A 19,613-nucleotide genomic window follows, 5' to 3' on the forward strand; every position below is an offset into this window, starting at 1 on the left:
ACACGGTGGACGCGGGGCGCGACGGCGGGCCGCGGTGACGCACCGTCAAGGCCCCTGGTCGAGAGCCCGATCGCCCGAGCGCGATCAACGCGCGTCACTTTCACGAGGTGAACGGTCGGGGAGCCGAGTGAACTCGGTCACCCACAGGCAACCCATGCCCGACAACAGACGCAGTGCGGCAAATGCCCGATTCAGCCGTCGAGCTGTTCGATCGTCGCGAGCGACGGCCCGCGCCGCCCCGCCGCGTCCCGGGCGACGGCCTCCGCGTCCCGCAGGACCCGGACCGCGTTCCCCCAGGTCAGCTTCGCGAGGTCGGCAGCCGACCAGCCGCGGTCCAGCAGCTCCGCGACCAGCCGCGGGTACCCGGCCACGCTGTCGAGCCCGTCCGGCAGGTACGCCGTCCCGTCGAAGTCGCCGCCGAGGCCGAGGTGGTCGATGCCCGCGACGTCCCGCATGTGGTCGAGATGGTCGGCGACGGTCGCCACCGTGGCGCGCGGGCGCGGGTTGTCGGCCTCGAAGGCGCCGAGCACGCGCATGGCGTCCGGCGTGTGGTCCAGCGGCTGGAAGCCCCGCGCCCGCATGTGGTCGGCGGCGCGCGTGAACCAGGCGTACGCCTCGGCCAGCACGAACTGCGGCACGAACGTCGCCATCGCCACCCCGCCGTTGCCGGGCAGCAGCGCCAGGACGTCGTCCGGGATGTTGCGCGGGTGGTCGCAGACGGCGCGGGCGGAGGAGTGCGAGAAGATCACCGGCGCCTCCGTCACCCGCAGCGCGTCCCGCATCGTGGCGGGCGCGACGTGCGACAGATCGACGAGCATGCCCAGCCGGTTCATCTCGCGCACGACCTCCTCGCCGAACGCGGACAGCCCGTCGTGGCGCGGCGCGTCGGTGGCGGAGTCGGCCCAGTCGATCGTCAGGTTGTGGGTGAGCGTCATGTAGCGGACGCCCAGCGTGTACAGCGCGCGGAGGGTGGCGAGGGAGTTGGCGATGCTGTGGCCGCCCTCGGCGCCCATCAGGGAGGCGATACGGCCCTCGGCGCGCGCCGCCTCCAGGTCGTCGGCCGTCAGGGCGCGCCGCAGCGACTCCGGGTAGCGGGCCAGGAGGGCGGCGACCACGTCGATCTGCTCCAGGCACGCGCTGACGGCGCGGTCCCCGGCGTACTCGGCCGCGACGTACACCGACCAGAACTGGCCGCCGACGCCGCCCGCGCGCAGGCGGGGCAGGTCGGTGTGGAGCCGGTGGCTCTGGTCGGTGGCGATGTCGGCGCGGTCGAGGTCGTAGCCCACCTGCTGGCGCAGGGCCCACGGCAGGTCGTTGTGCCCGTCCACGACCGGGTACGCGTCGAGCAGCGCGCGGGCGGCGTCCAGGTGGGCGCTCATACGGCGGCCTCGTCGGCGCGCGCGGCGCGCAGGCGGCGTCCCTTCTCGGTGGCCTGCTCGCGCAGCGCGCGCTGGAACTCGACCATCCGCAGCCGCAGGCCCTCGTCGTGCGCGGCCAGGAGACGGACGGCGAGGAGCCCGGCGTTGCGCGCGCCGCCGATGGAGACGGTCGCGACCGGCACCCCGGCCGGCATCTGCACGATCGACAGCAGCGAGTCCATGCCGTCGAGGTGCTTCAGCGGCACGGGCACGCCGATGACGGGCAGCGGGGTGAGCGAGGCGAGCATGCCGGGCAGGTGGGCGGCGCCGCCCGCGCCCGCGACGATCGCCTTCAGGCCGCGCCCGGCGGCCTCCTCGCCGTACGCGAGCATCTCGTGCGGCATGCGGTGCGCCGAGACGACGTCCACCTCGTGCGGCACGCCGAACTCGTCGAGCGCGTCGGCGGCGGCCCGCATCACCGGCCAGTCGGAGTCGGAGCCCATGACGATGCCGACCAGCGGCGGGGCGGTGGCGGTGGTGTCCTGCGGGCTCATTCGGTGATGACTCCTCTGAGGTAGTCGGCCGCGTGCCGGGCGCGCTCGCGCACGTCGTCCAGGTCGTCGCCGTAGGTCGTGACATGGCCGACCTTGCGGCCCGGCTTCACGTCCTTGCCGTACATGTGGATCTTCAGCCTCGGGTCGCGCGCCATGCAGTGCAGGTAGCCCTGGTACATGTCGGGGAAGTCGCCGCCGAGGACGTTGGCCATCACCGTCCAGCGCGCGCGGGGGCGCGGGTCGCCCAGCGGCAGGTCCAGCACGGCCCGCAGGTGGTTGGCGAACTGCGAGGTGACGGCGCCGTCCTGCGTCCAGTGCCCCGAGTTGTGCGGGCGCATCGCCAGCTCGTTCACGAGGACGCGGCCGTCCCGCGTCTCGAACAGCTCGACGGCGAGGTGCCCCGTGACGCCGAGGTCGGCGGCGACGCGCAGCGCGAGCCGCTGGGCGGCCAGGGCGACGTCCTCCGGCAGGCCGGGCGCGGGGGCGATCACCGTGTCGCAGACGCCGCCGACCTGCACCGACTCCACCACCGGGTAGGCGACGGCCTGGCCGTGCGGGGAGCGCACGACGTTCGCCGCCAGCTCCCGCACGAAGTCCACCTTCTCCTCGGCTAGCACGGCGACCCCGGCGCGGAACGGCGCGGTGGTCGCGGCGGCGGTCGCCGCGTCGGGCACGACCCACACGCCCTTGCCGTCGTAGCCGCCGCGCACCGTCTTCAGGACGACGGGGAAGCCGCCGGTCTCGCCCGCGAAGCGCACCACGTCGTCCGGGTCGGCCACGAGGCGGTGGCGCGGGCAGGGCACGCCCAGCTCGGTCAGCCGGGCGCGCATCACGCCCTTGTCCTGCGCGTGCACCAGCGCGTCGGGGCCGGGGCGGACGGGGATGCCGTCCGCCTCCAGCGCGCGCAGATGCTCGGTCGGGACATGCTCGTGATCGAAAGTGATCACGTCGCACCCCTTCGCGAACGCACGGAGCGTGTCGAGATCGCGGTAGTCGCCGATCACGACGTCCCCGACCGCCTGCGCGGCGGAGTCCTGCGGAGTGTCGCTGAGCAGCCTGAATCTGATGCCGAGCGGGATGCCCGCCTCGTGGGTCATACGGGCGAGCTGCCCCCCGCCGACCATGCCGACCACCGGAAAAGTCACGCACACAGCGTATCCGCCACGCCCCCAGGACCCGCACGGGACCGCCTGGTTACCATGGCGGCTATGACCGAAGCCCTCACACTCCGCGACCGCCTGCGGGGGGTCGCCCGCGAGGCCGCGAAGTTCGGCACCGTGGGGGCGTTCGGTTTCCTGGTCAACGTCGTCGTGTTCAACCTGTGCACCCAGGCCGCGGACCTCGCCCCCGTACGCTCCGGCGTGATCGCCACCTCGGCCGCCATCTGCACCAACTACGCGGGCAACCGCTACTGGACCTACCGGCACCGCGACAAGTCGGGCCGCAGCCGGGAGGTGGGGCTCTTCCTCCTCTTCTCCGGCGTGGGCATGGTGATCGAGAACGGCCTCCTCGCCCTCTCGCACTACGGCCTCGGCCTCACCTCGCCGCTCGCGGACAACCTCGCGAAGAACGTCCTCGGCCTCGGCCTCGGCTCGCTCTTCCGCTTCTGGTCCTACCGGACGTGGGTCTTCCGCGCCGCCCCCGGGCCCGCGGCGGCGGACGACACGGCGCCCACCGAGGCGTCAGGCACGGTCTGAGCCGCCGCCCTGCTCGGCGGCCTCGCGGCTGAGGAACAGCGCGAACACCGGCGGCCTGGCCTGGAGCAGTTCGAGACGGCCGCCGTCCGCCTCCGCCAGGTCACGGGCCACGGCGAGCCCGAGCCCCGTCGAGTTCCGGCCGCTGACCGTGCGCTCGAAGACCCGGGCGCCCAGCTCCGAGGGGACGCCAGGACCTTGGTCGGTGACCTCCACGACGACCTGGTTGCCGGTCGTGCGCGTGCGCAGCGCGACGGTCCCGGCGCCGTGCATGAGCGCGTTCTCGATGAGGCAGGCGAGGACCTGCGAGACGGCGCCGGGCGTGCCCACGGCGCGCAGCCCGGCGCGGCCCGAGTGGACTATCGCCCGGCCCGCGTTGCGGTAGGCGGGCTTCCACTCCTCGGTCTGCTGGACGACGACGTCGTCGATGGCGAAGGCGACCGCGGAGCCGAGCCGTGGGTCGCGCGAGTTGGTCAGCAGCCGCTGGACGACGTCGGTGAGCCGCTCCACCTGGGCCAGGGCGATCGCCGCCTCCTCCTGGACCGTGTCACGGTCCTCGGTGGCGATGATCTCCTCCAGGCGCATCGACAGCGCGGTCAGCGGCGTACGCAGCTGGTGGGAGGCGTCGGCGGCGAGGCGGCGCTCCGCCGTGAGCATGCGGGCGATCCGCTCCGCGCTCGCGTCCAGCACGTCGGCGACGCGGTCCAGCTCAGGGACGCCGTAGCGGCGGTGGCGGGGGCGCGGATCGCCCGACCCGAGCCGTTCCGCCGCCTCGGCGAGGTCGGTGAGGGGCGCGGAGACCCGGTTGGCCTGCCGGACCGCCAGCAGCACGGCGGCGCCGACGGCCAGCAGCGAGACGACCAGGGTGATCGTCACCATGCGGCCGATCTCGTCGCTGACGACGCTGCGCGGCTGGGAGACGGTCACCGTCTCGCCGCGCGCCCCGACCTGCTCGGCCGACATCTCCTCGCCCGACGGCTCCTCGCCGATCCGCACGGTCTCGCTGCCCGGCAGCGCGATCTCCACGAACCGGTCCGCCGGGGCGGAGGCGCGCAGCTCGTCCGCCGTGACCGGGTCGCCCGACGCGATCCGGCTCTCGACGTCGGCCAGCACCCGGGACGCCTCGGCGTCCAGCCGGTCGCGCGCGGTGGACTCGATGGACCTGGCCTCGACCAGGAAGAGCGAGAAGCCGAAGACCGCCAGGACGACGAGGACGACGGCCAGGGTCGAGTTGATCAGGCGGCGGCGCACGGCGGTGGTCCGTCAGCTCTTCTCGAAGCGGAACCCCACGCCCCGGACGGTGGCGATGTAGCGGGGGTTGGCCGCGTCGTCGCCGAGCTTCTTGCGCAGCCAGGAGATGTGCATGTCCAGGGTCTTGGTGGAGGACCACCAGGTCGTGTCCCACACCTCGCGCATCAGCTGCTCGCGGGTGACGACGCGCCCCGCGTCGCGTACCAGCACGCGCAGCAGGTCGAACTCCTTGGCGGTCAGGTGCAGTTCCTCGTCGCCCATCCAGGCGCGGTGCGACTCCACGTCGATGCGGATGCCGTGCACGGCGGGCGCGGGGGCGGACTCGGCCGTGCCGCGGCGCAGCAACGCCCGGACGCGGGCGAGCAGCTCGGCCAGGCGGAACGGCTTGGTGACGTAGTCGTCGGCGCCCGCGTCCAGGCCGACGACGGTGTCCACCTCGTCGGCGCGGGCCGTCAGGACGAGGACGGGCAGGGTCAGACCCTCGGTGCGCAGCCGACGGCAGACCTCAAGGCCGTCCATGCCGGGCAGGCCCAGGTCGATCACGACGAGATCGACGTCGCCACGCAGTCCGGCGCGCAGGGCCGCGGGCCCGTCCTCGCGCACGTCCACCTCGTAGCCCTCACGGCGCAGGGCGCGGGCCAGGGGCTCCGAGATGGATGCGTCGTCCTCTGCGAGCAGTACTCGGGTCATGGGGCGATGGTAGACGCCCCGCGACGCCCCGCAGTCGATACCGGGTAACCCGGTGGGCGGCGACGGGGGGCGGCGGCGCCCCGTCGGGTCGGCTCAGGCGAGGCCGGGCGGGGCCGCCACCTCGGCCCAGACGGTCTTCCCGCCGGAGGCGGCGTCGTGCGTGACACCCCAGTCGAGGCAGAGCCGCTCGACGATGAACATGCCGTGGCCGCCGGGGCGACCGGCGCGGCGGGTGGTGCGCAGGGCGGGATCGCCGTCGCCGCCGTCCACGACCTCGACGCGCAGCGTCTTGGTCCCGTACCCGACGCGCAGCTCCTCGGGGCCTCCGGCGTGCAGGCAGGCGTTCGTGACCAGTTCCGACACGACCAGCAGGGCGTCCTCCGCGGTGGCGCGCTGCTCCTCCGTCTCGGAGGGGAGCCAGCCCCAGTCGTGCAGGGCCTCGCGCAGGAACTCGCGCGAGCGGGCGACGACGCCCGCGGTGCCGACGAGCCGCAGCCGTCTGAGCTGCCGCATCGGCTCGGCGGCGGGCCGCTCCTCCACCGCCGCGGACGGCGCGCCGTCCGGCGGCACGCCGTGGTCGCCGCCGTGGTCGCCGAGGACGTCGGGGTCGCCGTGCGGGATCGCGTCCCGCACGGCCTCCACGTAGCCGCTCGCCTCGACGGCGGCCTGACCCTGTGGCTCCGGTCCGGGGTCACCGCCGCCTGCCGGGAACGGCCGGGTCGCATTCATGCCCACGCCTCCCCTCACCGCATCCCCACGCTGCTGAAACGTTCGTCCGCCGGTGCCGTGCGGGCACCGGGGACACATTGGCCTGAGTGCACTCCTGCCCGGCGCGCGGGTGGCCACACCCACACCACCCCGGCAATCGTGTGACGCGCGCGCCCGTGGCGCGGCGGCGCGGTTCGCCCGGCACTCAGTCCGCCGGATGTGCCGCGAGGGCGTCGGCGAGGGTGCTGTGCACGGTGAACACCGAGCCGGCGCCCGTTATCTCGAACACGCGGGCGACGATGGGGCGCATGCCCGCCAGGTGGATCTCGCCACCGACGGCCTCCGCCTCCAGCCGCGTGGCGAGGAGGACGTTCAGGCCCGTGGAGTCGCAGAACTCCAGCTCGGAGCAGTCGATGACGATGCGGCGGGAGCCGTCCGCGATGCTCTGCTCGAGCGTCACGCGCAGCGCGTCCGCGGAATGGTGATCCAACTCACCTGCCGGTGTGACCACGGCACCGGGCCCGGTACGCCGCACGTCGATCGTCAGCTGTTTCCGGCGCGTGCTGTCCGGTGTCCCGCGGTCCATGCAGCCCCCTTCTCATCGGAGCCTTCATCCTGGCTAGGTTCGAAACCTTAGCCCGTGCCCCGTCGTCCCGACAGCCGAACGTATCGGACATCCGTCCGGTTCCGGACGGAGCGAACTTGCCACGGCCACCCGATCCCCGATAGGCGTAGAGCTTGAGAGTTTTCCCTACGTCGGCTTGGAGGCGCCGCACTCCGCAGTGCACGTCACGGCTTCGGCAGCCATATGCCGAGATACTCACGGAGGACACGCCTATGTCACCCGCCCCCCACCCCCACGCCCCCTCGACGACGGCCCAGGACACCGCACCGGCCGCCACCGCCTTCGTGCCCGCCCGGCTCCGGGACGCCGAGGACGACCTGTTCGCGTCACTTGCCGAGCTGCCCCCCTTCGAGGACGTGGCACCGCCCGACGCGCGGACCCTGTCGAAATCCCTCTTCGCCCGCCTCGCGACGCTGGAGGAGGGCACCCACGCGCACGCGTACGTCCGCAGCACCCTCGTCGAGCTGAACCTCGCGCTGGTCCGCTTCGCCGCCTCGCGCTTCCGCTCCCGCAGCGAGCCGATGGAGGACATCGTCCAGGTCGGCACGATCGGCCTGATCAAGGCGATCGACCGCTTCGACGCCGAGCGGGGCGTGGAGTTCCCCACCTTCGCGATGCCCACGATCGTCGGCGAGATCAAGCGGTTCTTCCGCGACACCTCCTGGTCGGTACGGGTGCCGCGCCGCCTCCAGGAGCTGCGGCTCGACCTCGCCAAGGCGGGCGACGAGCTGGCGCAGCAGCTGGACCGCTCGCCGACGGTGGCGGAGCTGGCCGGGCGCCTCGGCGTCGGCGAGGACGAGGTCGTCGAGGGGATGACGGCGTCGAACGCGTACACCGCCAGCTCGCTGGACGCCCAGCCGGAGGAGGACGACAGCGAGAGCGCCCTCGCCGACCGGCTGGGGTACGAGGACCACGACCTCGAAGGCATCGAGTACATCGAGTCGCTGAAGCCGCTCATCGCCGGGCTGGCGCCGCGCGACCGGACGATCCTGTCGCTGCGCTTCGTCGCCAACATGACGCAGTCGGAGATCGGCGAGGAGCTGGGGATCTCGCAGATGCACGTCTCGCGGCTGCTGTCGCGGACGCTGGCGCGGCTGCGGCGCGGGCTGCTGGCCGAGGACTGATCCCTCCGGCCGCCCTGCGCGGCCGTTCCGGGGCCCGCCGGGGAGCACACGCGGTCTACGCGTGTACTCCCCGGCGGGCCTCTTCGTGTCGGGGGGCGGCGCTGAGCAGGGGGGCGAGATCCGGCAGCGCCGCGAAGGCGTCGTCCATCCGGGAGCGGAGCGCGGCGCGGTCGGGCGCCCCGTCCTCCGCCCAGCGGGCGAGCGCCCAGCGCCAGGCGGTCAGGAACAGCTCGATGAGCAGGCGCCGTTCCAGCTCGGACTGCCCGGGGGCCAGACCGAGCGCGACGACCCGGTCGGTGACGTCGGCGCAGTGCCGCAGGCTGTGGGCGACCAGCGCGGGCGTGCGGTCGCACAGGGCGCGGCTCGTCAGGAAGCGTGCCTCCCAGCCGTCGGCCATCTCCTCGACGGCCGCCCGGAGCGCGGCGACGTAGTCGGGCAGCGGCGAGGGGCCGGGCGGGTGCGCCTCGACGCGCGCGCTGTACGCGGCCCACAGCTCCTTCTCCGGGGCGAGGGCGACGTCCTCCTTGGAGGCGAACATGCGGAAGAAGGTCCGCTGGGAGACCTCCACCGCCTCCACCAGCTCGTCGAGCGTCGCGGCGGCGAAGCCCTTCTCGGTGAACAGCCGCAGCGCCTCGTCCACCAGCGCGTGGCGGGTGCGCAGTTTCTTGCGCTCCCGCAGCGTCAGTCCGGCGTCGGTCATGGGGCGAGTCTACCTGTCGCCGGTGACAGCCAAAAGCCTGTTGCACGCTTATGCCGGTGACTGGCACTATCTCTTCCGCCGCCCGGTCCCGGGCCCGGTGCCCACCCGGAGCGGCGTGACGCGCGTGCGTCCACCGACGGAAGGATCCGAACGATGCGTGCCTGGACGATCGACCACACCGCACCCGGCCATCTCGCCCTGACGGAGGTGCCCGACCCGGAGCCGGGTCCCGGGGAGGTGCTGATCCGCGTCTCGGCCGTCTCCCTCAACCACGGCGAGGTCACGCACGTCCTGCCCGAGGGCGACGCAGGAGCCGTGCCGGGCTGGGACGCGGCGGGTGTCGTCGTCCGGGCGGCGGCCGACGGCTCGGGGCCGCCCGTGGGCACGCCGGTGGTCACGCTCGGCGAGGACGGTGCCTGGGCGGAGCTGCGGAGCGTGCCGACCGAGGGGATCGGCGTGATACCCGAGGACGCCGACCCCGGCGCGGTCAGCACCCTGCCGGTCGCCGCGGGCACGGCGCTGCGGGCGCTGCACCGGCTCGGCCCGATCCTGGGCCGCCGTGTCCTGGTGACGGGCGCGGGCAGCGGGGTGGGGCGGTACGCCCTCCAGCTCGCCGCGCGGGGCGGCGCGCACGTGATCGCGACGACGCGGGACGCCGCGAACGGCGAGGCGCTGCGGGCGCTGGGCGCGCACGAGGTGGTCGTGGGCGTCCCCGGCATCACGGACGGGCTGTCGGCGCCGGTGCACGGGGTCCTGGACACCGTGGGCGGGGATCATCTGGTGGCGGCGTTCGGGGCGCTCGCGCCGCACGGGACGCTGGTCGCCGTCGGGCACACGGAGGGCCGTGGCGAGTCGTTCCCGCTCGGCGCGCTGAACGGCCCGCTGGGGCACAACCGTTCCGTCGCGACCTACTTCCTCCTCGACGACAGCGTGGGGCTCGGCGCCGACCTGGCGTGGCTCGCGGAGCTGCTGACGCGGGGCGAGCTGGACCCGCAGATCGGCTGGCGCGGCGGCTGGGACCGCGCCGCCGAGGCCGTCGCGGCGCTGCGGGAGGGGAGGGTGACGGGCAAGGCCGTACTGGACGTCACGGACGGGCCGAGGAGCTGACCGGGTCGGCCGCGCGGCCGTATCCTCGGGCCTGTGCCCGAGACCTCACCGCCCTCACCGCCCTCGTCGTCCTCACCGCCCGTCCGGCCGGTGACCGTCCTCACCGTCAACACCGGCCGCGCCACCTCCGCCGCGCAGACGGACGCGCCGTCCGGGCTCACCGGGATCGACAAGCGGCCGGTGGCCGGGCCGGTCGCGGTCGGCGCGCCGGGCCCACGCGGCGTGGGCGGCAGCGGCCTCGCCGGGGACACGGTGTGCGACCTGCGGTTCCACGGCGGGGACGACCAGGCCGTGTACGCGTACGCCCGTGAGGACCTGGACCGCTGGGAAGGACTGCTCGGGCGCCCGCTGGCCAACGGCGTCTTCGGGGAGAACCTGACGACGGTCGGCGCCGACCTGGCGGAGGTGCGGATCGGCGAGCGGTGGCGTGTGGGCGGCGAGCTGGTCCTTGAGGCGACGAGCCCCCGCATCCCCTGCCGGACGTTCGCGTCATGGCTCGGCGAGTCCGGGTGGGTGAAGCGGTTCACGGCCGACGCGCGCTCCGGCGTCTACTTCCGGGTGCTGACCCCCGGACAGATCCGCGCCGGTGACGGCGTCGAGGTCCTGCACCGGCCGGACCACGAGGTGACGACGAGGTTCCTCTTCCGCGCGATGACGACGGCGCCCGAACTGCGCCCCCGGGTCATCGCCGCCGGGGACGCGCTGCACTCGCGCGAGCGGGAGCGGGCGCGCGCGTGGGCCGGGCTCGGCCCGGTGGCGGACGCGCCCGTGCCAGACCCGGCCTGAGCGCCCCGGCGCGTCAGGCGCGCGTGCCGAGCGCGGCGTCGATCGACCGCTGGCGCAGGTGCCGTCGCATGTAGAGCGACAGGCCGGCGATGCACACCAGCGCGACCACGTACGGCGTGCGGAGCCCGGCCTCGCGTCCGGCCAGCGCCTCCACCGCGACGACCAGCCCGCCGACGGCCGCCATGCCCAGCGGCATGCTGCCCCAGCCGAGGAGGCGGTAGACGCTGTTGACGCGGCCGAGGAGGTGGTCGGGGATGAGGGTCTGCCGCAGGGAGACGGTCACGACGTTCCACATCACGATGCCGAAGCCGGTGACGGCCATGGCCGCGCCGACCAGGTACGCGTCGGACGACAGGACGGCGGTCGTGTAGGCCACGGTGTCGATGGCCAGCAGGCAGAACAGGGAGCGCGCGGTGCCGATCCGCCGGGTCACCCGGGCCGCGAGCAGGCCGCCGAGGAGACCGCCGACGCCACCGACCGACGTGAGGACGGCGAAGCCGAACGCGCCCAGGTCCAGGACCTCCTGCGCGTAGAGCACATAGGTGGCCATGATGCCCTGGCCTGCGACGTTGAGGACCGCCAGGGAGAGGGCCAGGGGCCGCAGCAGCGGGTGACGCCACAGCCAGCGGACGCCCTCGGCGATGTCGGCGCGCATGCGCCGCCTGACGACCGGCGGCGCGGGCGCCGTGGGCTGGGCGTCCTGGCCCGTCTGCGCGGGTACGGCGGACGGCACCGTGGTCTGCGCGGGCACGGCGGGCGCCGCCGCCCGGAACGTGCCGCGCAGGGTCAGCAGCAGCACCCCGGCGACCGCGGCCGTCAACGCGTCGAAGGCGAACGGCGCGGCGAGCGCGAGGCCGAGGAGGAAGCCGCCGACCGGCCGGGCGAAGAAGTCCTCGGTGACGATCTGCCCCGCCATCAGGCGGCCGTTGGCGGCGGCGAGGCGGTCGCGGTCCACCAGCGAGGGCAGCAGGACCTGCGAGGTGTTGTCGAACAGGACCTCGGCGAATCCGAGGACCAGCGCGCACACGTAGAGCAGCGGCAGGGACATCACGTCGAGCGCGACGAGCAGGGCGACCGTGCCGAGGACGACGACGCGTGCGGCGCTCATCGCCAGCATGATGCGGCGGCGGTCGAGGCGGTCGGCGAGCGCGCCCGCGGGGAGGCTGAACAGCAGCCACGGCAGGCGGACGGCGGCGCCGACGAGCGCGATGGCGAGCGCGTTGTCCGTGAGCGTCGTGGCGAGCCAGGGGAAGGCGATGGCGCTGGCGCCCTGGCCGAGGTTGGCGAACGTGACGGCGGTCCACAGGCGCAGGAAACGCGAGCCGAGGCCGGTGGCCGGTGGTGGCTGTGGGGCCGGCGCGGCGGTGTCCGCGCCGCGCTCCGTCCGGACGTCCTCTGCCATGCGCCGTGCTCCTCCCCCGTGCGCGGAAGGTCCGCGCGACCAGGTCGCGACCCTAGACCGCGCGCCGTCCGGCGCGCCAGACCGACCTGACGAGGGGCACGCCGGGGCGGTAGGCGAGGTGGACGGGCGAGGGCGCGTCGAGGAGCACCACGTCGGCGCGGGCGCCGGGCGTGAGGCGGCCGATGTCGGTGCGGCGCAGCGCGGCGGCGCCGCCCGCGGTGGCCGACCAGAGCGCCTCGTCGGGCGTCATGCCCATGTCGCGGACGGCGACGGCGATGCAGAACGGAAGTGAACTGGTGTACGACGAGCCGGGGTTGCAGTCGGTGGCGAGCGCGACGACGGCTCCGGCGTCCAGGAGCCTGCGGGCGTCAGGGTAGGGCGAGCGGGTGGAGAACTCGCAGCCGGGGAGGAGCGTCGCGACGGTCCTGCCGCCGCTGTCGGCGAGGGCGGCGACGTCCGCGTCCGTGAGGTGGGTGCAGTGGTCGGCCGACGCCGCCCCCAGTTCCACGGCGAGCCGGACGCCGGGGCCGGGGCCGAGCTGGTTGGCGTGCAGGCGGGGGATCAGGCCGCGTGCCGCTCCCGCCGTGAGGACGGCGCGGGCCTGGTCGGCGTCGAAGGCGCCGCGTTCGCAGAAGGCGTCGATCCAGCGGGCGTGCGGGGCGGCGGCGTCGAGCATCGGGCCGGTGACCAGCTCGACGTACGCCTCGGGTGCGGCGGCGTACTCGGGCGGGACGACGTGGGCGCCGAGATAGGTCGTCTCGGGCGTCATGGACCGTGCGATGCGCAGGGCGCGGGCCTCGTCGGCGACGGTGAGGCCGTAGCCGGACTTGGTCTCGGCGGTGGTGGTGCCCTGGCGCAGCATCTCGTCGAGGTGGGCGGTGAGGCGCGTGGCGAGGTCGGCGTCGGTGGCGCGGCGGGTCGCGGCGACGGTGCGGCGGATGCCTCCGGCCGTGTAGGGGCGGCCCGCCATCCGCGCGGTGAACTCGTCGGTGCGGTCCCCGGCGTGGAGCAGGTGGGCGTGCGAATCGACGAAGCCGGGGATGACGGTCCGGCCGCCCGCGTCGAGGTGACTGTCAGTGGCGGGTGCTTCACTGGTTGTGCCGGTCCAGACGACGCGGTCGCCCTCCAGGACGAGGGCGGCGTCGTGGACCGGGCCGAGGGGACCGGGGCCGAGGGAGGGGTCGTTGGTGATGAGGGTGGCGATGTTGGTGATGGCGGTGCTCGCCGCCGGGTTGCCGGGTTCTGCGGGGGACATCGGCGGGGTTCTCCCGGCGGGTGGGGGCGGACGGGGGTCAGGCGGTGTGGTGCAGGCTCGTGATGGCCCTGTCGAGGAGCCCGGGGACGTCGGGCAGGAGTTGGTGGATGCCGTCGCGGACGATGTGGCGGCCCGCGACGACCGTGTGCCGGACGTCGGCGGCGGTACCCGCGGCGAGGACGGCCTCGGCGGCCAGGGCGGGCGGGCAGCCGGTGGTGCGGACGCTGTCGAGGGCGAGGGTGGTGAAGTCGGCGAGGGCGCCCGCGGCCAGCCTGCCGCCCTCGGGGCGTCCCAGCGCGGCGTGGCCCGCCGCCCCGGCGGCCCCGAGCAGTTCGGCGGGGGTGAAGTGGCCGCGTCTGCCGCTGCGGAGCCGTTCGCCGCCTTCCAGGGCGCGGGTCTCGGCGAGCGGGTCGATGACCGTGTGGCTGTCCGTGCCGAGGCAGAGGGGGGCGCCCGCGTCGCGGAGACCGGCGGCGGGCCCGATACCGTCGGCGAGGTCGCGTTCGGTCGTCGGGCAGAGGCAGACGGCGGTGCCGGAGTCGGCGAGCAGGCGGATGTCGTCGTCGGTGAGATGGGTGGCGTGGACGGCGGTCGTGCGCGGCCCGAGGAGGCCGTGGTCGGCCGCGAGCCGGGTGGGGGTGACGCCGTGGGCGCGGAGGCAGTCGTCGTTCTCGGCGGGCTGCTCGGAGAGGTGGAGGTGCAGCGGCGCGTCGCGGTCGGCGGCCCAGCGGGCGACGGTCGCCAGTTCCCCGGCGGGCACCGCGCGGACGGAGTGGACCGCGGCGCCGACCAGGAAGGTGCCGCCGCCCGGCAGCGCGGCGGCCCGGGCCGCCCAGGCGTCGGCGGTGCCGTCGCTGAAGCGCAGTTGCCGGGGGCCGGGCGGTCTGCCGAATCCGGCGGCGAGGTAACAGGTGTCGAGGAGGGTGAGGCGCAGGCCGGCGTCCTCGGCCGCGGCGGCGAGCGCCAGCCCCATGGCGTTGGGCTCCCCGTACGGCGTGCCGTCCGGCCGGTGGTGGACGTAGTGGAACTCGCCGACGGACGTGATGCCCGCCAGGGCCATCTCCGCGAAGACGGCGCGGGCGAGGGCGCCGTACGACGCGGGGGTGAGGCGGGCAGCCGTGTCGTACATGCCGTCGCGCCAGGTCCAGAAGGTGCCGCCGCCGACCTGGGAGAGACCACGCAGCGCGCGGTGGAAGGCGTGGCTGTGGGCGTTGGCGAAGCCGGGGACGGTGAGTCCCCGCAGCGGGACGGCTCCGATCGGCGGGGCCGCGAGACCGGGGTGGACCTCGGTGATGCGGCCGGACGGGGCGGTGGCGAGGGCGACGCCCGGCTCGACCGTGCCGCCGAGCCAGGCGTGCTCCGCCCAGTAGAGCTGTGCGGTCAGGGACACGCGAGACCCTCCAGTACACGGGTGAGCGCGGCGACTCCGGCCAGGCAGTCGGCCTCGTCGGCGTGCTCCGCCGGGGCGTGCGAGACGCCGGTCGGGTTGCGCACGTACAGCATGGCGGTGGGGACGACCGAGGCGAGGATCCCCGCGTCGTGCCCGGCGCCCGTGGGCAGCGCGGGGGGATCGCCGCCGACGCGCGCGGCGACGAGGTCGCGGAGCGCGGCGTCGAAGTGGACGGCACCGGTGACGGATTCGCGGGTCACGTCCACCGTCACGCCGTCCCGCTCGCCGCGCTGGACGGCGCTGTCGGCGATCCCCGCGACAAGGCCGTCCAGGGTGTCCTGGTCGGGGGCGCGGCAGTCCAGCCAGCCGCGCACGCGGGACGGCACCGCGTTCACGCCACCCGGCTCGGCGTGGACCTTGCCGAAGGTGGCCAGGGCGTGCGCGAGCCGGGCCCGTTTGCGGGCGGCCAGGACGGTGTGGGCGTACGTGAGCATCGGGTCGCGGCGGTCCTCGACCCGGGTGGTGCCCGCGTGGTTCGCCTCGCCGCCGAAGTCGAGCCGCCAGCGGCCGTGCGGCCAGATACCGGAGCCGACGGCGACCGCGTGCGGCGTGTCGGCCAGGGCGCGGCCCTGCTCGATGTGCAGTTCGACGAAGGCGCCGATACGGGCGAGCCGTTCCGGGTCGGGCCCCAGCCCCTCCGGGTCGAGCCCCGCACCGGCCAGGGCGCGGTACAGCGGGACGCCGTCCGCGTCGCGCAGGGCGCGGGCCCGGCGGGGGTCCAGCTGTCCGGTGGCGAGCCGCGATCCGACGCAGGCCACGCCGAAGCGGGCGCCCTCCTCGTCGGCGAAGGCCACGACGCCGAGGGGGCGGCGGACCGGCCGTCCCCGGGCGCGCAGCCCGTCCAGCGCGGCGAACGCCGAGACGACGCCGAGCGGCCCGTCGAAGGCGCCGCCGTCCGGCACCGAGTCGAGGTGGGAGCCGGTGACGACGGCGTCCCCTGCGGCCGGGTCGCCCGCCCAGGCCCACTGGTTGCCGTTGCGGTCGGTCTCGTAGCGCAGGCCGCGCGTGTCCGCCTCGGTGCGGAACCAGGCACGCAGCTCGATGTCGGCGGCCGTCCAGGCGTGGCGCCGGTAGCCGCCGGTGGCCGGGGCGCGTCCGATGGGCAGCAGCCGTTCCCACATCGCGCGGAAGGAGGCGGCGGCGGCCGGATGCGGCGCGGTGGTCACGCGTCGGCCTCCCGCGCGGGGATGCGGACGCCGCGCTCGGCGGCGACGGCCTCGGCGCGCTCGTAGCCCGCGTCCACGTGCCGGATCACGCCGGTGCCCGGGTCGTTGGTGAGGACACGGCGGATCTTCTCGCCCGCGAGCGGGGTGCCGTCGGCGACCGTGACCTGCCCCGCGTGCAGGGAGCGGCCCATGCCGACCCCGCCGCCGTGATGGATCGAGACCCAGGAGGCGCCCGAGGCGACGTTCACCATCGCGTTCAGCAGCGGCCAGTCGGCGATGGCGTCCGAGCCGTCGCGCATGGCCTCGGTCTCCCGGTAGGGGGAGGCCACCGACCCGCAGTCCAGGTGGTCGCGTCCGATGACGAGGGGCGCGGCCAGGTCACCGGAGGCCACCATGTCGTTGAACCGCTCGCCCGCGCGGTCGCGTTCGCCGTAGCCGAGCCAGCAGATGCGGGCCGGGAGCCCCTGGAAGCGCACCCGCTCCCCCGCCAGCCGCAGCCAGCGGGCCAGCGACTCGTTCTCGGGGAAGAGGTCGAGCACGGCGCGGTCGGTGGCGGCGATGTCCTTCGGGTCCCCGCTGAGCGCCGCCCACCGGAACGGGCCCTTGCCCTCGCAGAACAGCGGCCGGATGTAGGCCGGGACGAAACCGGGGTAGTCGAAGGCGCGTCCGTAACCGGCGAGCCGTGCCTCGCCCCGCAGCGAGTTGCCGTAGTCGAACACCTCGGCGCCCGCGTCCTGGAAGCCGACCATGGCCGCGACGTGCAGGGCCATCGACTCGCGGGCCCTGCGGACGAAGTCCTCGGGGTGGTCGGCGGCGTAGGCGGCCATGTCGGCGTGCTCCACGCCGAGGGGCAGGTAGGCGAGCGGGTCGTGGGCGCTGGTCTGGTCGGTGACGACGTCGATGGGCGCGCCGCGCGCGAGGAGGGCGGGCACGACGTCGGCGGCGTTGCCCAGGACTCCGATGGACAGGGCCCGGCGGTCGCTGCGGGCGCGTTCTGCCAGGCGCAGGGCGTCGTCGAGGGAGTCCGCGGCCGTGTCGAGGTAGCCGTGCTCGACTCGGCGGGCGAGGGCGCGCGGGTCGCAGTCCACGCACAGGGCGACGCCGCCGTTCATCGTGACGGCGAGGGGCTGCGCGCCGCCCATGCCGCCGAGCCCGGCGGTGAGGGTGACGGTCCCCGCGAGCGTGCCCCCGAAGCGTTTGGCGGCGACGGCCGCGAAGGTCTCGTAGGTGCCCTGGAGGATGCCCTGCGTGCCGATGTAGATCCATGACCCGGCCGTCATCTGCCCGTACATGGTGAGGCCGAGGTGTTCGAGGCGCCGGAACTCGTCCCAGTTCGCCCAGTCGCCGACGAGGTTGGAGTTCGCGATGAGGACGCGGGGCGCCCACTCGTGGGTCGTCATGACGCCGACGGGACGGCCGGACTGGACGAGCATCGTCTCGTCGGGACCGAGGGTGCGCAGGGTGCGGACCATGGCGTCGAAGGAGTTCCAGTCGCGCGCCGCCTTGCCGCTGCCGCCGTAGACGACGAGCCGGTCGGGGTGCTCGGCGACGTCCGGGTCGAGGTTGTTCTGGAGCATCCGCAGCGCGGCCTCCTGGGGCCAGCCCCGGGCCGTCAGCGCGTCACCGCGCGGTGCCCGGACGGTCCGAGGTCCTGCCATGCGTGCCTCCCCGGTGAGGACGACGGTGCCCTGCGCGCGCACCGGCCTCTCCGACTGTAGGGGCTGAGCAAGGCGAGTCAACCACCCCGCTCCGCCCGCCACCTGGGCGGCCCGGCCGCCGCCGGAACCGGTTCCGGCGGGCATCGCCGCCGGTCAGGCGGTGGCCGGGGCGTCGAGGAAATCGAGCACCAGGGGGCTGGCGACCTCGCGGAACTCCTCGAAGTACGCGTGTCGCGCGCCTGGCAGGAGGTGGAGCCTGGCGCCGGGTATGCGCCCGGCGAGCAGCGGCGCGTTGGCGGCCGGGTTGAACGTGTCGTCGCTGCCGTGCACGACGAGGGTGGGCGCGCCGATGCCGGGCAGCGCGTCCCACGCGTCGTGCTGCTCGCTGGCGGCGAAGTGACGCCGCCGGGCGTACAGCGGCATGTCCGGGTCGCCGAGCGTCGTCCACAGCCCGTGGCGCCCCTCCAGCCAGGCGGGCGTGTACATCTGGCCGAGCAGGATGCGGGCGGCCTCGCGCGGCGTGGCGCCCGCAAGGGAACGCCCTATGGCCTCGTCGCGCGGGACGCTGTGCGGTCCGCCGGGTGTGGTGCAGCCGAGCACCAGGCGCCGCACACGGCCGGGGTGCAGGACCGCGACCCATTGGGCGACGCGTCCGCCCATGGAGGTGCCGTAGACGTCGGCCCGCTCCAGCCCGAGGTCGTCGAGGACGGCCACGACGTCGTCCGCGAACTGCCGGGTGCTGTACGCCTCGCGCGGCTTGTCGCTGTCGCCTGTGCCCCGGTAGTCGAGCGTGACGGTGCTGCGTGCGGGGTGGAAGTCGGCGCGGACGGGGTCCCACCAGTGGTGGGTGTTCGCCTGCCCGGACAGGAGGACGAGGGGAGCCCCCGTCCCCTCGACCTGGTAGGCGATGCGGGTGCCGTCCCCGGCGGTCGCGTGCGGCATGGTGGCGGGCCCCCTGCGGTGTGCGGTTCGCGGTTCGGCGGCGGGGCGTCCGGTCCCGCCGCCGAGGATGGTGGCACACGCCCCGGCCGCCCCCGGCGGGCGGGGCGGGCGACCGAAGGTGATCGCCGACGCCCTCTTCTCGGCTTACCGCTGCCCCTTTCCGACCACTAAGCGATCCGCTCGGACAGCAATCCGATCAGGACGTTCCCCATGACACGGCACGGGCCGCCAGCAGCGGGGTGGGCGGCCCGTTCGTCCTGAGGGATTGTCAGTGGGGCCCCCTACAGTCGGGCGCATGGACGAGACGCAGCAGATCGCCTGCCGACAGCAGGTTCAGGCGCCCAAGGGTGCGGAGGGGTGTGGCGCGGGCCACCGGACGGAGCGGCGGACCGGGATGCCGGTCGTCATGTCCCTGGCCGAGGCGTTCGGCCGACCCGGGACGGTCCGGCACCGGCCGATACCGGAGCGTGCCACTCCGGGGCACTGACCTCGGGCGGGGGCGGGACGGCGTCCCGGGCCGGGGTGGGGCGGTCGCAGGAAAAGGGGGGCTAGCCCTAATGCCGTGGCCCTGCGGCCCCCCGTAGCGTGGTGCGCATGATGAGTGGCAGTGACCGCGACCACGAGCGTGACGCGGAACTCCGGGCGGACCTGGACGCGGCGTTGCAGACGCGCAAGGAGCTCGGCCCGGCGTACGAGGCGGAGCTGGTCGATGGCTTCCTGGAGAAGGTCGAACGGCGCGTGGACACGGCGGTGGACAAGCGGGTGCGGCGGCAGCTCGCCGAGCAGCAGATGGTCGTCGCGCGGGGCGGCAGGGCCAGGGCGCCCGGGGAGGTCAGGGGCCCGGGAACCGAGTTCATCCTGGCGTCGATGTCGCTGGTGCTCGCCATCCCGCTGTCCGCGATCGCGGCGAACCTGGCGGACCTCGAAGGTCTGCTCGCCTGCTGGGCCGGGATCGTCGCCGTGAACGCCTGCTACGTGCTGCGGCGCGGCATCCCCCGCGGCGAGGGCGACTGAGCGCGCGTATCGGTGCCCCGGTGGAGCACCGGGGCACCGATACGCGGGAGGTCGGTTGGCGGGGACCGCCGCACCCCGGTGACGGATCACCAGGGGCGGGACGACGGCGGTCCCCGCGGGGACGCCGGC

General features: G+C 74.8%; 20 protein-coding genes. 6 read left to right on the forward strand and 14 right to left on the reverse strand.

The window, feature by feature from the left end; all coding sequences use genetic code 11:
* Positions 1 to 191: 191 nt before the first annotated feature.
* The 3 genes from IF27_RS26845 to IF27_RS26855 are packed head-to-tail and all read right to left on the reverse strand — an operon-like array spanning position 192 to position 3,057.
* A complete protein-coding gene (locus IF27_RS26845) occupies positions 192 to 1,379 on the reverse strand; it encodes a dipeptidase (protein WP_052852436.1) in 1,188 nt (395 codons plus the stop codon).
* A complete protein-coding gene (purE, locus tag IF27_RS26850) occupies positions 1,376 to 1,912 on the reverse strand; it encodes a 5-(carboxyamino)imidazole ribonucleotide mutase (protein WP_052852437.1) in 537 nt (178 codons plus the stop codon). The genes IF27_RS26845 and purE overlap by 4 nt, the downstream gene beginning before the upstream one ends.
* Positions 1,909 to 3,057 carry a 5-(carboxyamino)imidazole ribonucleotide synthase gene (locus IF27_RS26855; RefSeq protein ID WP_110946280.1) on the reverse strand — a complete coding sequence of 383 codons (1,149 nt, stop codon included), beginning with the start codon at positions 3,055 to 3,057 and terminating at the stop codon, positions 1,909 to 1,911. The genes purE and IF27_RS26855 overlap by 4 nt, the downstream gene beginning before the upstream one ends.
* A 63-nt stretch (positions 3,058 to 3,120) precedes the next feature.
* On the opposite strand from IF27_RS26855, the gene IF27_RS26860 reads away from it, so the two are divergent.
* The gene (locus tag IF27_RS26860; RefSeq protein WP_110946281.1) at positions 3,121 to 3,609 is read left to right on the forward strand and encodes a GtrA family protein; all 489 of its coding nucleotides are present in this window, start codon (positions 3,121 to 3,123) and stop codon (positions 3,607 to 3,609) included.
* Here IF27_RS26860 and IF27_RS26865 read toward each other — a convergent pair.
* From IF27_RS26865 to IF27_RS26880, 4 genes are all read right to left on the reverse strand, one after another.
* On the reverse strand, positions 3,595 to 4,857 hold the full coding sequence (locus IF27_RS26865) for an ATP-binding protein (protein ID WP_052852438.1): 1,263 nt from the start codon (positions 4,855 to 4,857) through the stop codon (positions 3,595 to 3,597). The genes IF27_RS26860 and IF27_RS26865 overlap by 15 nt on opposite strands.
* Before the next feature lie 12 nt (positions 4,858 to 4,869).
* Positions 4,870 to 5,547 carry a response regulator transcription factor gene (locus IF27_RS26870; RefSeq protein ID WP_052852439.1) on the reverse strand — a complete coding sequence of 226 codons (678 nt, stop codon included), beginning with the start codon at positions 5,545 to 5,547 and terminating at the stop codon, positions 4,870 to 4,872.
* Positions 5,548 to 5,640: 93 nt separating this feature from the next.
* Entirely contained in the window at positions 5,641 to 6,276 is a 636-nt protein-coding gene (locus IF27_RS26875) for an ATP-binding protein (protein WP_052852440.1), read from the reverse strand.
* A gap of 184 nt (positions 6,277 to 6,460) precedes the next feature.
* Positions 6,461 to 6,841, reverse strand: coding sequence for an STAS domain-containing protein (locus IF27_RS26880; protein ID WP_052852441.1), 381 nt, complete (start codon positions 6,839 to 6,841; stop codon positions 6,461 to 6,463).
* Between the two features lie 251 nt (positions 6,842 to 7,092).
* On the opposite strand from IF27_RS26880, the gene IF27_RS26885 reads away from it, so the two are divergent.
* Positions 7,093 to 8,004 carry an RNA polymerase sigma factor SigF gene (locus IF27_RS26885; RefSeq protein WP_052852442.1) on the forward strand — a complete coding sequence of 304 codons (912 nt, stop codon included), beginning with the start codon at positions 7,093 to 7,095 and terminating at the stop codon, positions 8,002 to 8,004.
* 55 nt (positions 8,005 to 8,059) lie between these two features.
* On the opposite strand, the gene IF27_RS26890 is transcribed toward IF27_RS26885, so the two are convergent.
* The gene (locus tag IF27_RS26890) at positions 8,060 to 8,704 is read right to left on the reverse strand and encodes a TetR/AcrR family transcriptional regulator (RefSeq protein ID WP_052852443.1); all 645 of its coding nucleotides are present in this window, start codon (positions 8,702 to 8,704) and stop codon (positions 8,060 to 8,062) included.
* Between the two features lie 153 nt (positions 8,705 to 8,857).
* On the opposite strand from IF27_RS26890, the gene IF27_RS26895 reads away from it, so the two are divergent.
* Both IF27_RS26895 and IF27_RS26900 read left to right on the forward strand, forming a co-directional pair.
* Positions 8,858 to 9,811 (forward strand): zinc-binding dehydrogenase, encoded by a 954-nt coding sequence (locus tag IF27_RS26895; RefSeq protein WP_052852444.1) that lies wholly within the window; start codon positions 8,858 to 8,860, stop codon positions 9,809 to 9,811.
* A gap of 90 nt (positions 9,812 to 9,901) precedes the next feature.
* On the forward strand, positions 9,902 to 10,597 hold the full coding sequence (locus IF27_RS26900) for an MOSC domain-containing protein (protein ID WP_052852445.1): 696 nt from the start codon (positions 9,902 to 9,904) through the stop codon (positions 10,595 to 10,597).
* A gap of 13 nt (positions 10,598 to 10,610) precedes the next feature.
* Here the strand turns inward: IF27_RS26900 and IF27_RS26905 are convergent, their stop codons facing one another.
* The 6 genes from IF27_RS26905 to IF27_RS26930 form a co-directional block, all read right to left on the reverse strand.
* Entirely contained in the window at positions 10,611 to 11,999 is a 1,389-nt protein-coding gene (locus IF27_RS26905) for an MFS transporter (RefSeq protein ID WP_052852446.1), read from the reverse strand.
* Positions 12,000 to 12,051: 52 nt separating this feature from the next.
* Entirely contained in the window at positions 12,052 to 13,254 is a 1,203-nt protein-coding gene (hutI, locus tag IF27_RS26910; protein ID WP_052852447.1) for an imidazolonepropionase, read from the reverse strand.
* A 37-nt stretch (positions 13,255 to 13,291) separates the two neighbouring features.
* Positions 13,292 to 14,644, reverse strand: coding sequence for a formimidoylglutamate deiminase (locus tag IF27_RS26915; RefSeq protein WP_110946282.1), 1,353 nt, complete (start codon positions 14,642 to 14,644; stop codon positions 13,292 to 13,294).
* The gene (locus IF27_RS26920; RefSeq protein ID WP_110946290.1) at positions 14,635 to 15,825 is read right to left on the reverse strand and encodes an allantoate amidohydrolase; all 1,191 of its coding nucleotides are present in this window, start codon (positions 15,823 to 15,825) and stop codon (positions 14,635 to 14,637) included. The genes IF27_RS26915 and IF27_RS26920 overlap by 10 nt, the downstream gene beginning before the upstream one ends.
* A gap of 41 nt (positions 15,826 to 15,866) precedes the next feature.
* On the reverse strand, positions 15,867 to 17,528 hold the full coding sequence (gene hutU, locus IF27_RS26925; RefSeq protein WP_052852518.1) for a urocanate hydratase: 1,662 nt from the start codon (positions 17,526 to 17,528) through the stop codon (positions 15,867 to 15,869).
* Positions 17,529 to 17,681: 153 nt separating this feature from the next.
* Complete coding sequence (locus IF27_RS26930; RefSeq protein ID WP_052852449.1) at positions 17,682 to 18,470, reverse strand: alpha/beta fold hydrolase; 789 nt, start codon at positions 18,468 to 18,470, stop codon at positions 17,682 to 17,684.
* Positions 18,471 to 18,765: 295 nt separating this feature from the next.
* On the opposite strand from IF27_RS26930, the gene IF27_RS26935 reads away from it, so the two are divergent.
* Positions 18,766 to 18,957: a hypothetical protein gene (locus IF27_RS26935; protein WP_052852450.1), complete on the forward strand. Its 192-nt coding sequence runs from the start codon at positions 18,766 to 18,768 to the stop codon at positions 18,955 to 18,957.
* Between the two features lie 107 nt (positions 18,958 to 19,064).
* Complete coding sequence (locus IF27_RS26940) at positions 19,065 to 19,484, forward strand: hypothetical protein (RefSeq protein ID WP_420822058.1); 420 nt, start codon at positions 19,065 to 19,067, stop codon at positions 19,482 to 19,484.
* Positions 19,485 to 19,613 lie beyond the last annotated feature (129 nt).

The sequence above is a fragment of the Streptomyces avicenniae genome (assembly GCF_000719135.1).
GTDB lineage: Bacteria > Actinomycetota > Actinomycetes > Streptomycetales > Streptomycetaceae > Streptomyces > Streptomyces avicenniae.

Excerpts from the sequence above, each read along its gene's own strand:
- IF27_RS26845 (WP_052852436.1), bottom strand. The coding sequence starts at position 1,379 with ATGAGCGCCCACCTGGACGCCGCCCGCGCGCTGCTCGACGCGTACCCG.
- IF27_RS26920 (WP_110946290.1), bottom strand. The coding sequence starts at position 15,825 with ATGTGGGAACGGCTGCTGCCCATCGGACGCGCCCCGGCCACCGGCGGC.
- IF27_RS26890 (WP_052852443.1), bottom strand. The coding sequence starts at position 8,704 with ATGACCGACGCCGGACTGACGCTGCGGGAGCGCAAGAAACTGCGCACC.
- purE (WP_052852437.1), bottom strand. The coding sequence starts at position 1,912 with ATGAGCCCGCAGGACACCACCGCCACCGCCCCGCCGCTGGTCGGCATC.
- IF27_RS26935 (WP_052852450.1), top strand. The coding sequence starts at position 18,766 with ATGGACGAGACGCAGCAGATCGCCTGCCGACAGCAGGTTCAGGCGCCC.
- IF27_RS26940 (WP_420822058.1), top strand. The coding sequence starts at position 19,065 with ATGATGAGTGGCAGTGACCGCGACCACGAGCGTGACGCGGAACTCCGG.
- IF27_RS26905 (WP_052852446.1), bottom strand. The coding sequence starts at position 11,999 with ATGGCAGAGGACGTCCGGACGGAGCGCGGCGCGGACACCGCCGCGCCG.
- hutU (WP_052852518.1), bottom strand. The coding sequence starts at position 17,528 with ATGGCAGGACCTCGGACCGTCCGGGCACCGCGCGGTGACGCGCTGACG.
- IF27_RS26870 (WP_052852439.1), bottom strand. The coding sequence starts at position 5,547 with ATGACCCGAGTACTGCTCGCAGAGGACGACGCATCCATCTCGGAGCCC.
- IF27_RS26875 (WP_052852440.1), bottom strand. The coding sequence starts at position 6,276 with ATGAATGCGACCCGGCCGTTCCCGGCAGGCGGCGGTGACCCCGGACCG.
- IF27_RS26880 (WP_052852441.1), bottom strand. The coding sequence starts at position 6,841 with ATGGACCGCGGGACACCGGACAGCACGCGCCGGAAACAGCTGACGATC.
- IF27_RS26860 (WP_110946281.1), top strand. The coding sequence starts at position 3,121 with ATGACCGAAGCCCTCACACTCCGCGACCGCCTGCGGGGGGTCGCCCGC.
- IF27_RS26895 (WP_052852444.1), top strand. The coding sequence starts at position 8,858 with ATGCGTGCCTGGACGATCGACCACACCGCACCCGGCCATCTCGCCCTG.
- IF27_RS26930 (WP_052852449.1), bottom strand. The coding sequence starts at position 18,470 with ATGCCGCACGCGACCGCCGGGGACGGCACCCGCATCGCCTACCAGGTC.
- hutI (WP_052852447.1), bottom strand. The coding sequence starts at position 13,254 with ATGTCCCCCGCAGAACCCGGCAACCCGGCGGCGAGCACCGCCATCACC.
- IF27_RS26885 (WP_052852442.1), top strand. The coding sequence starts at position 7,093 with ATGTCACCCGCCCCCCACCCCCACGCCCCCTCGACGACGGCCCAGGAC.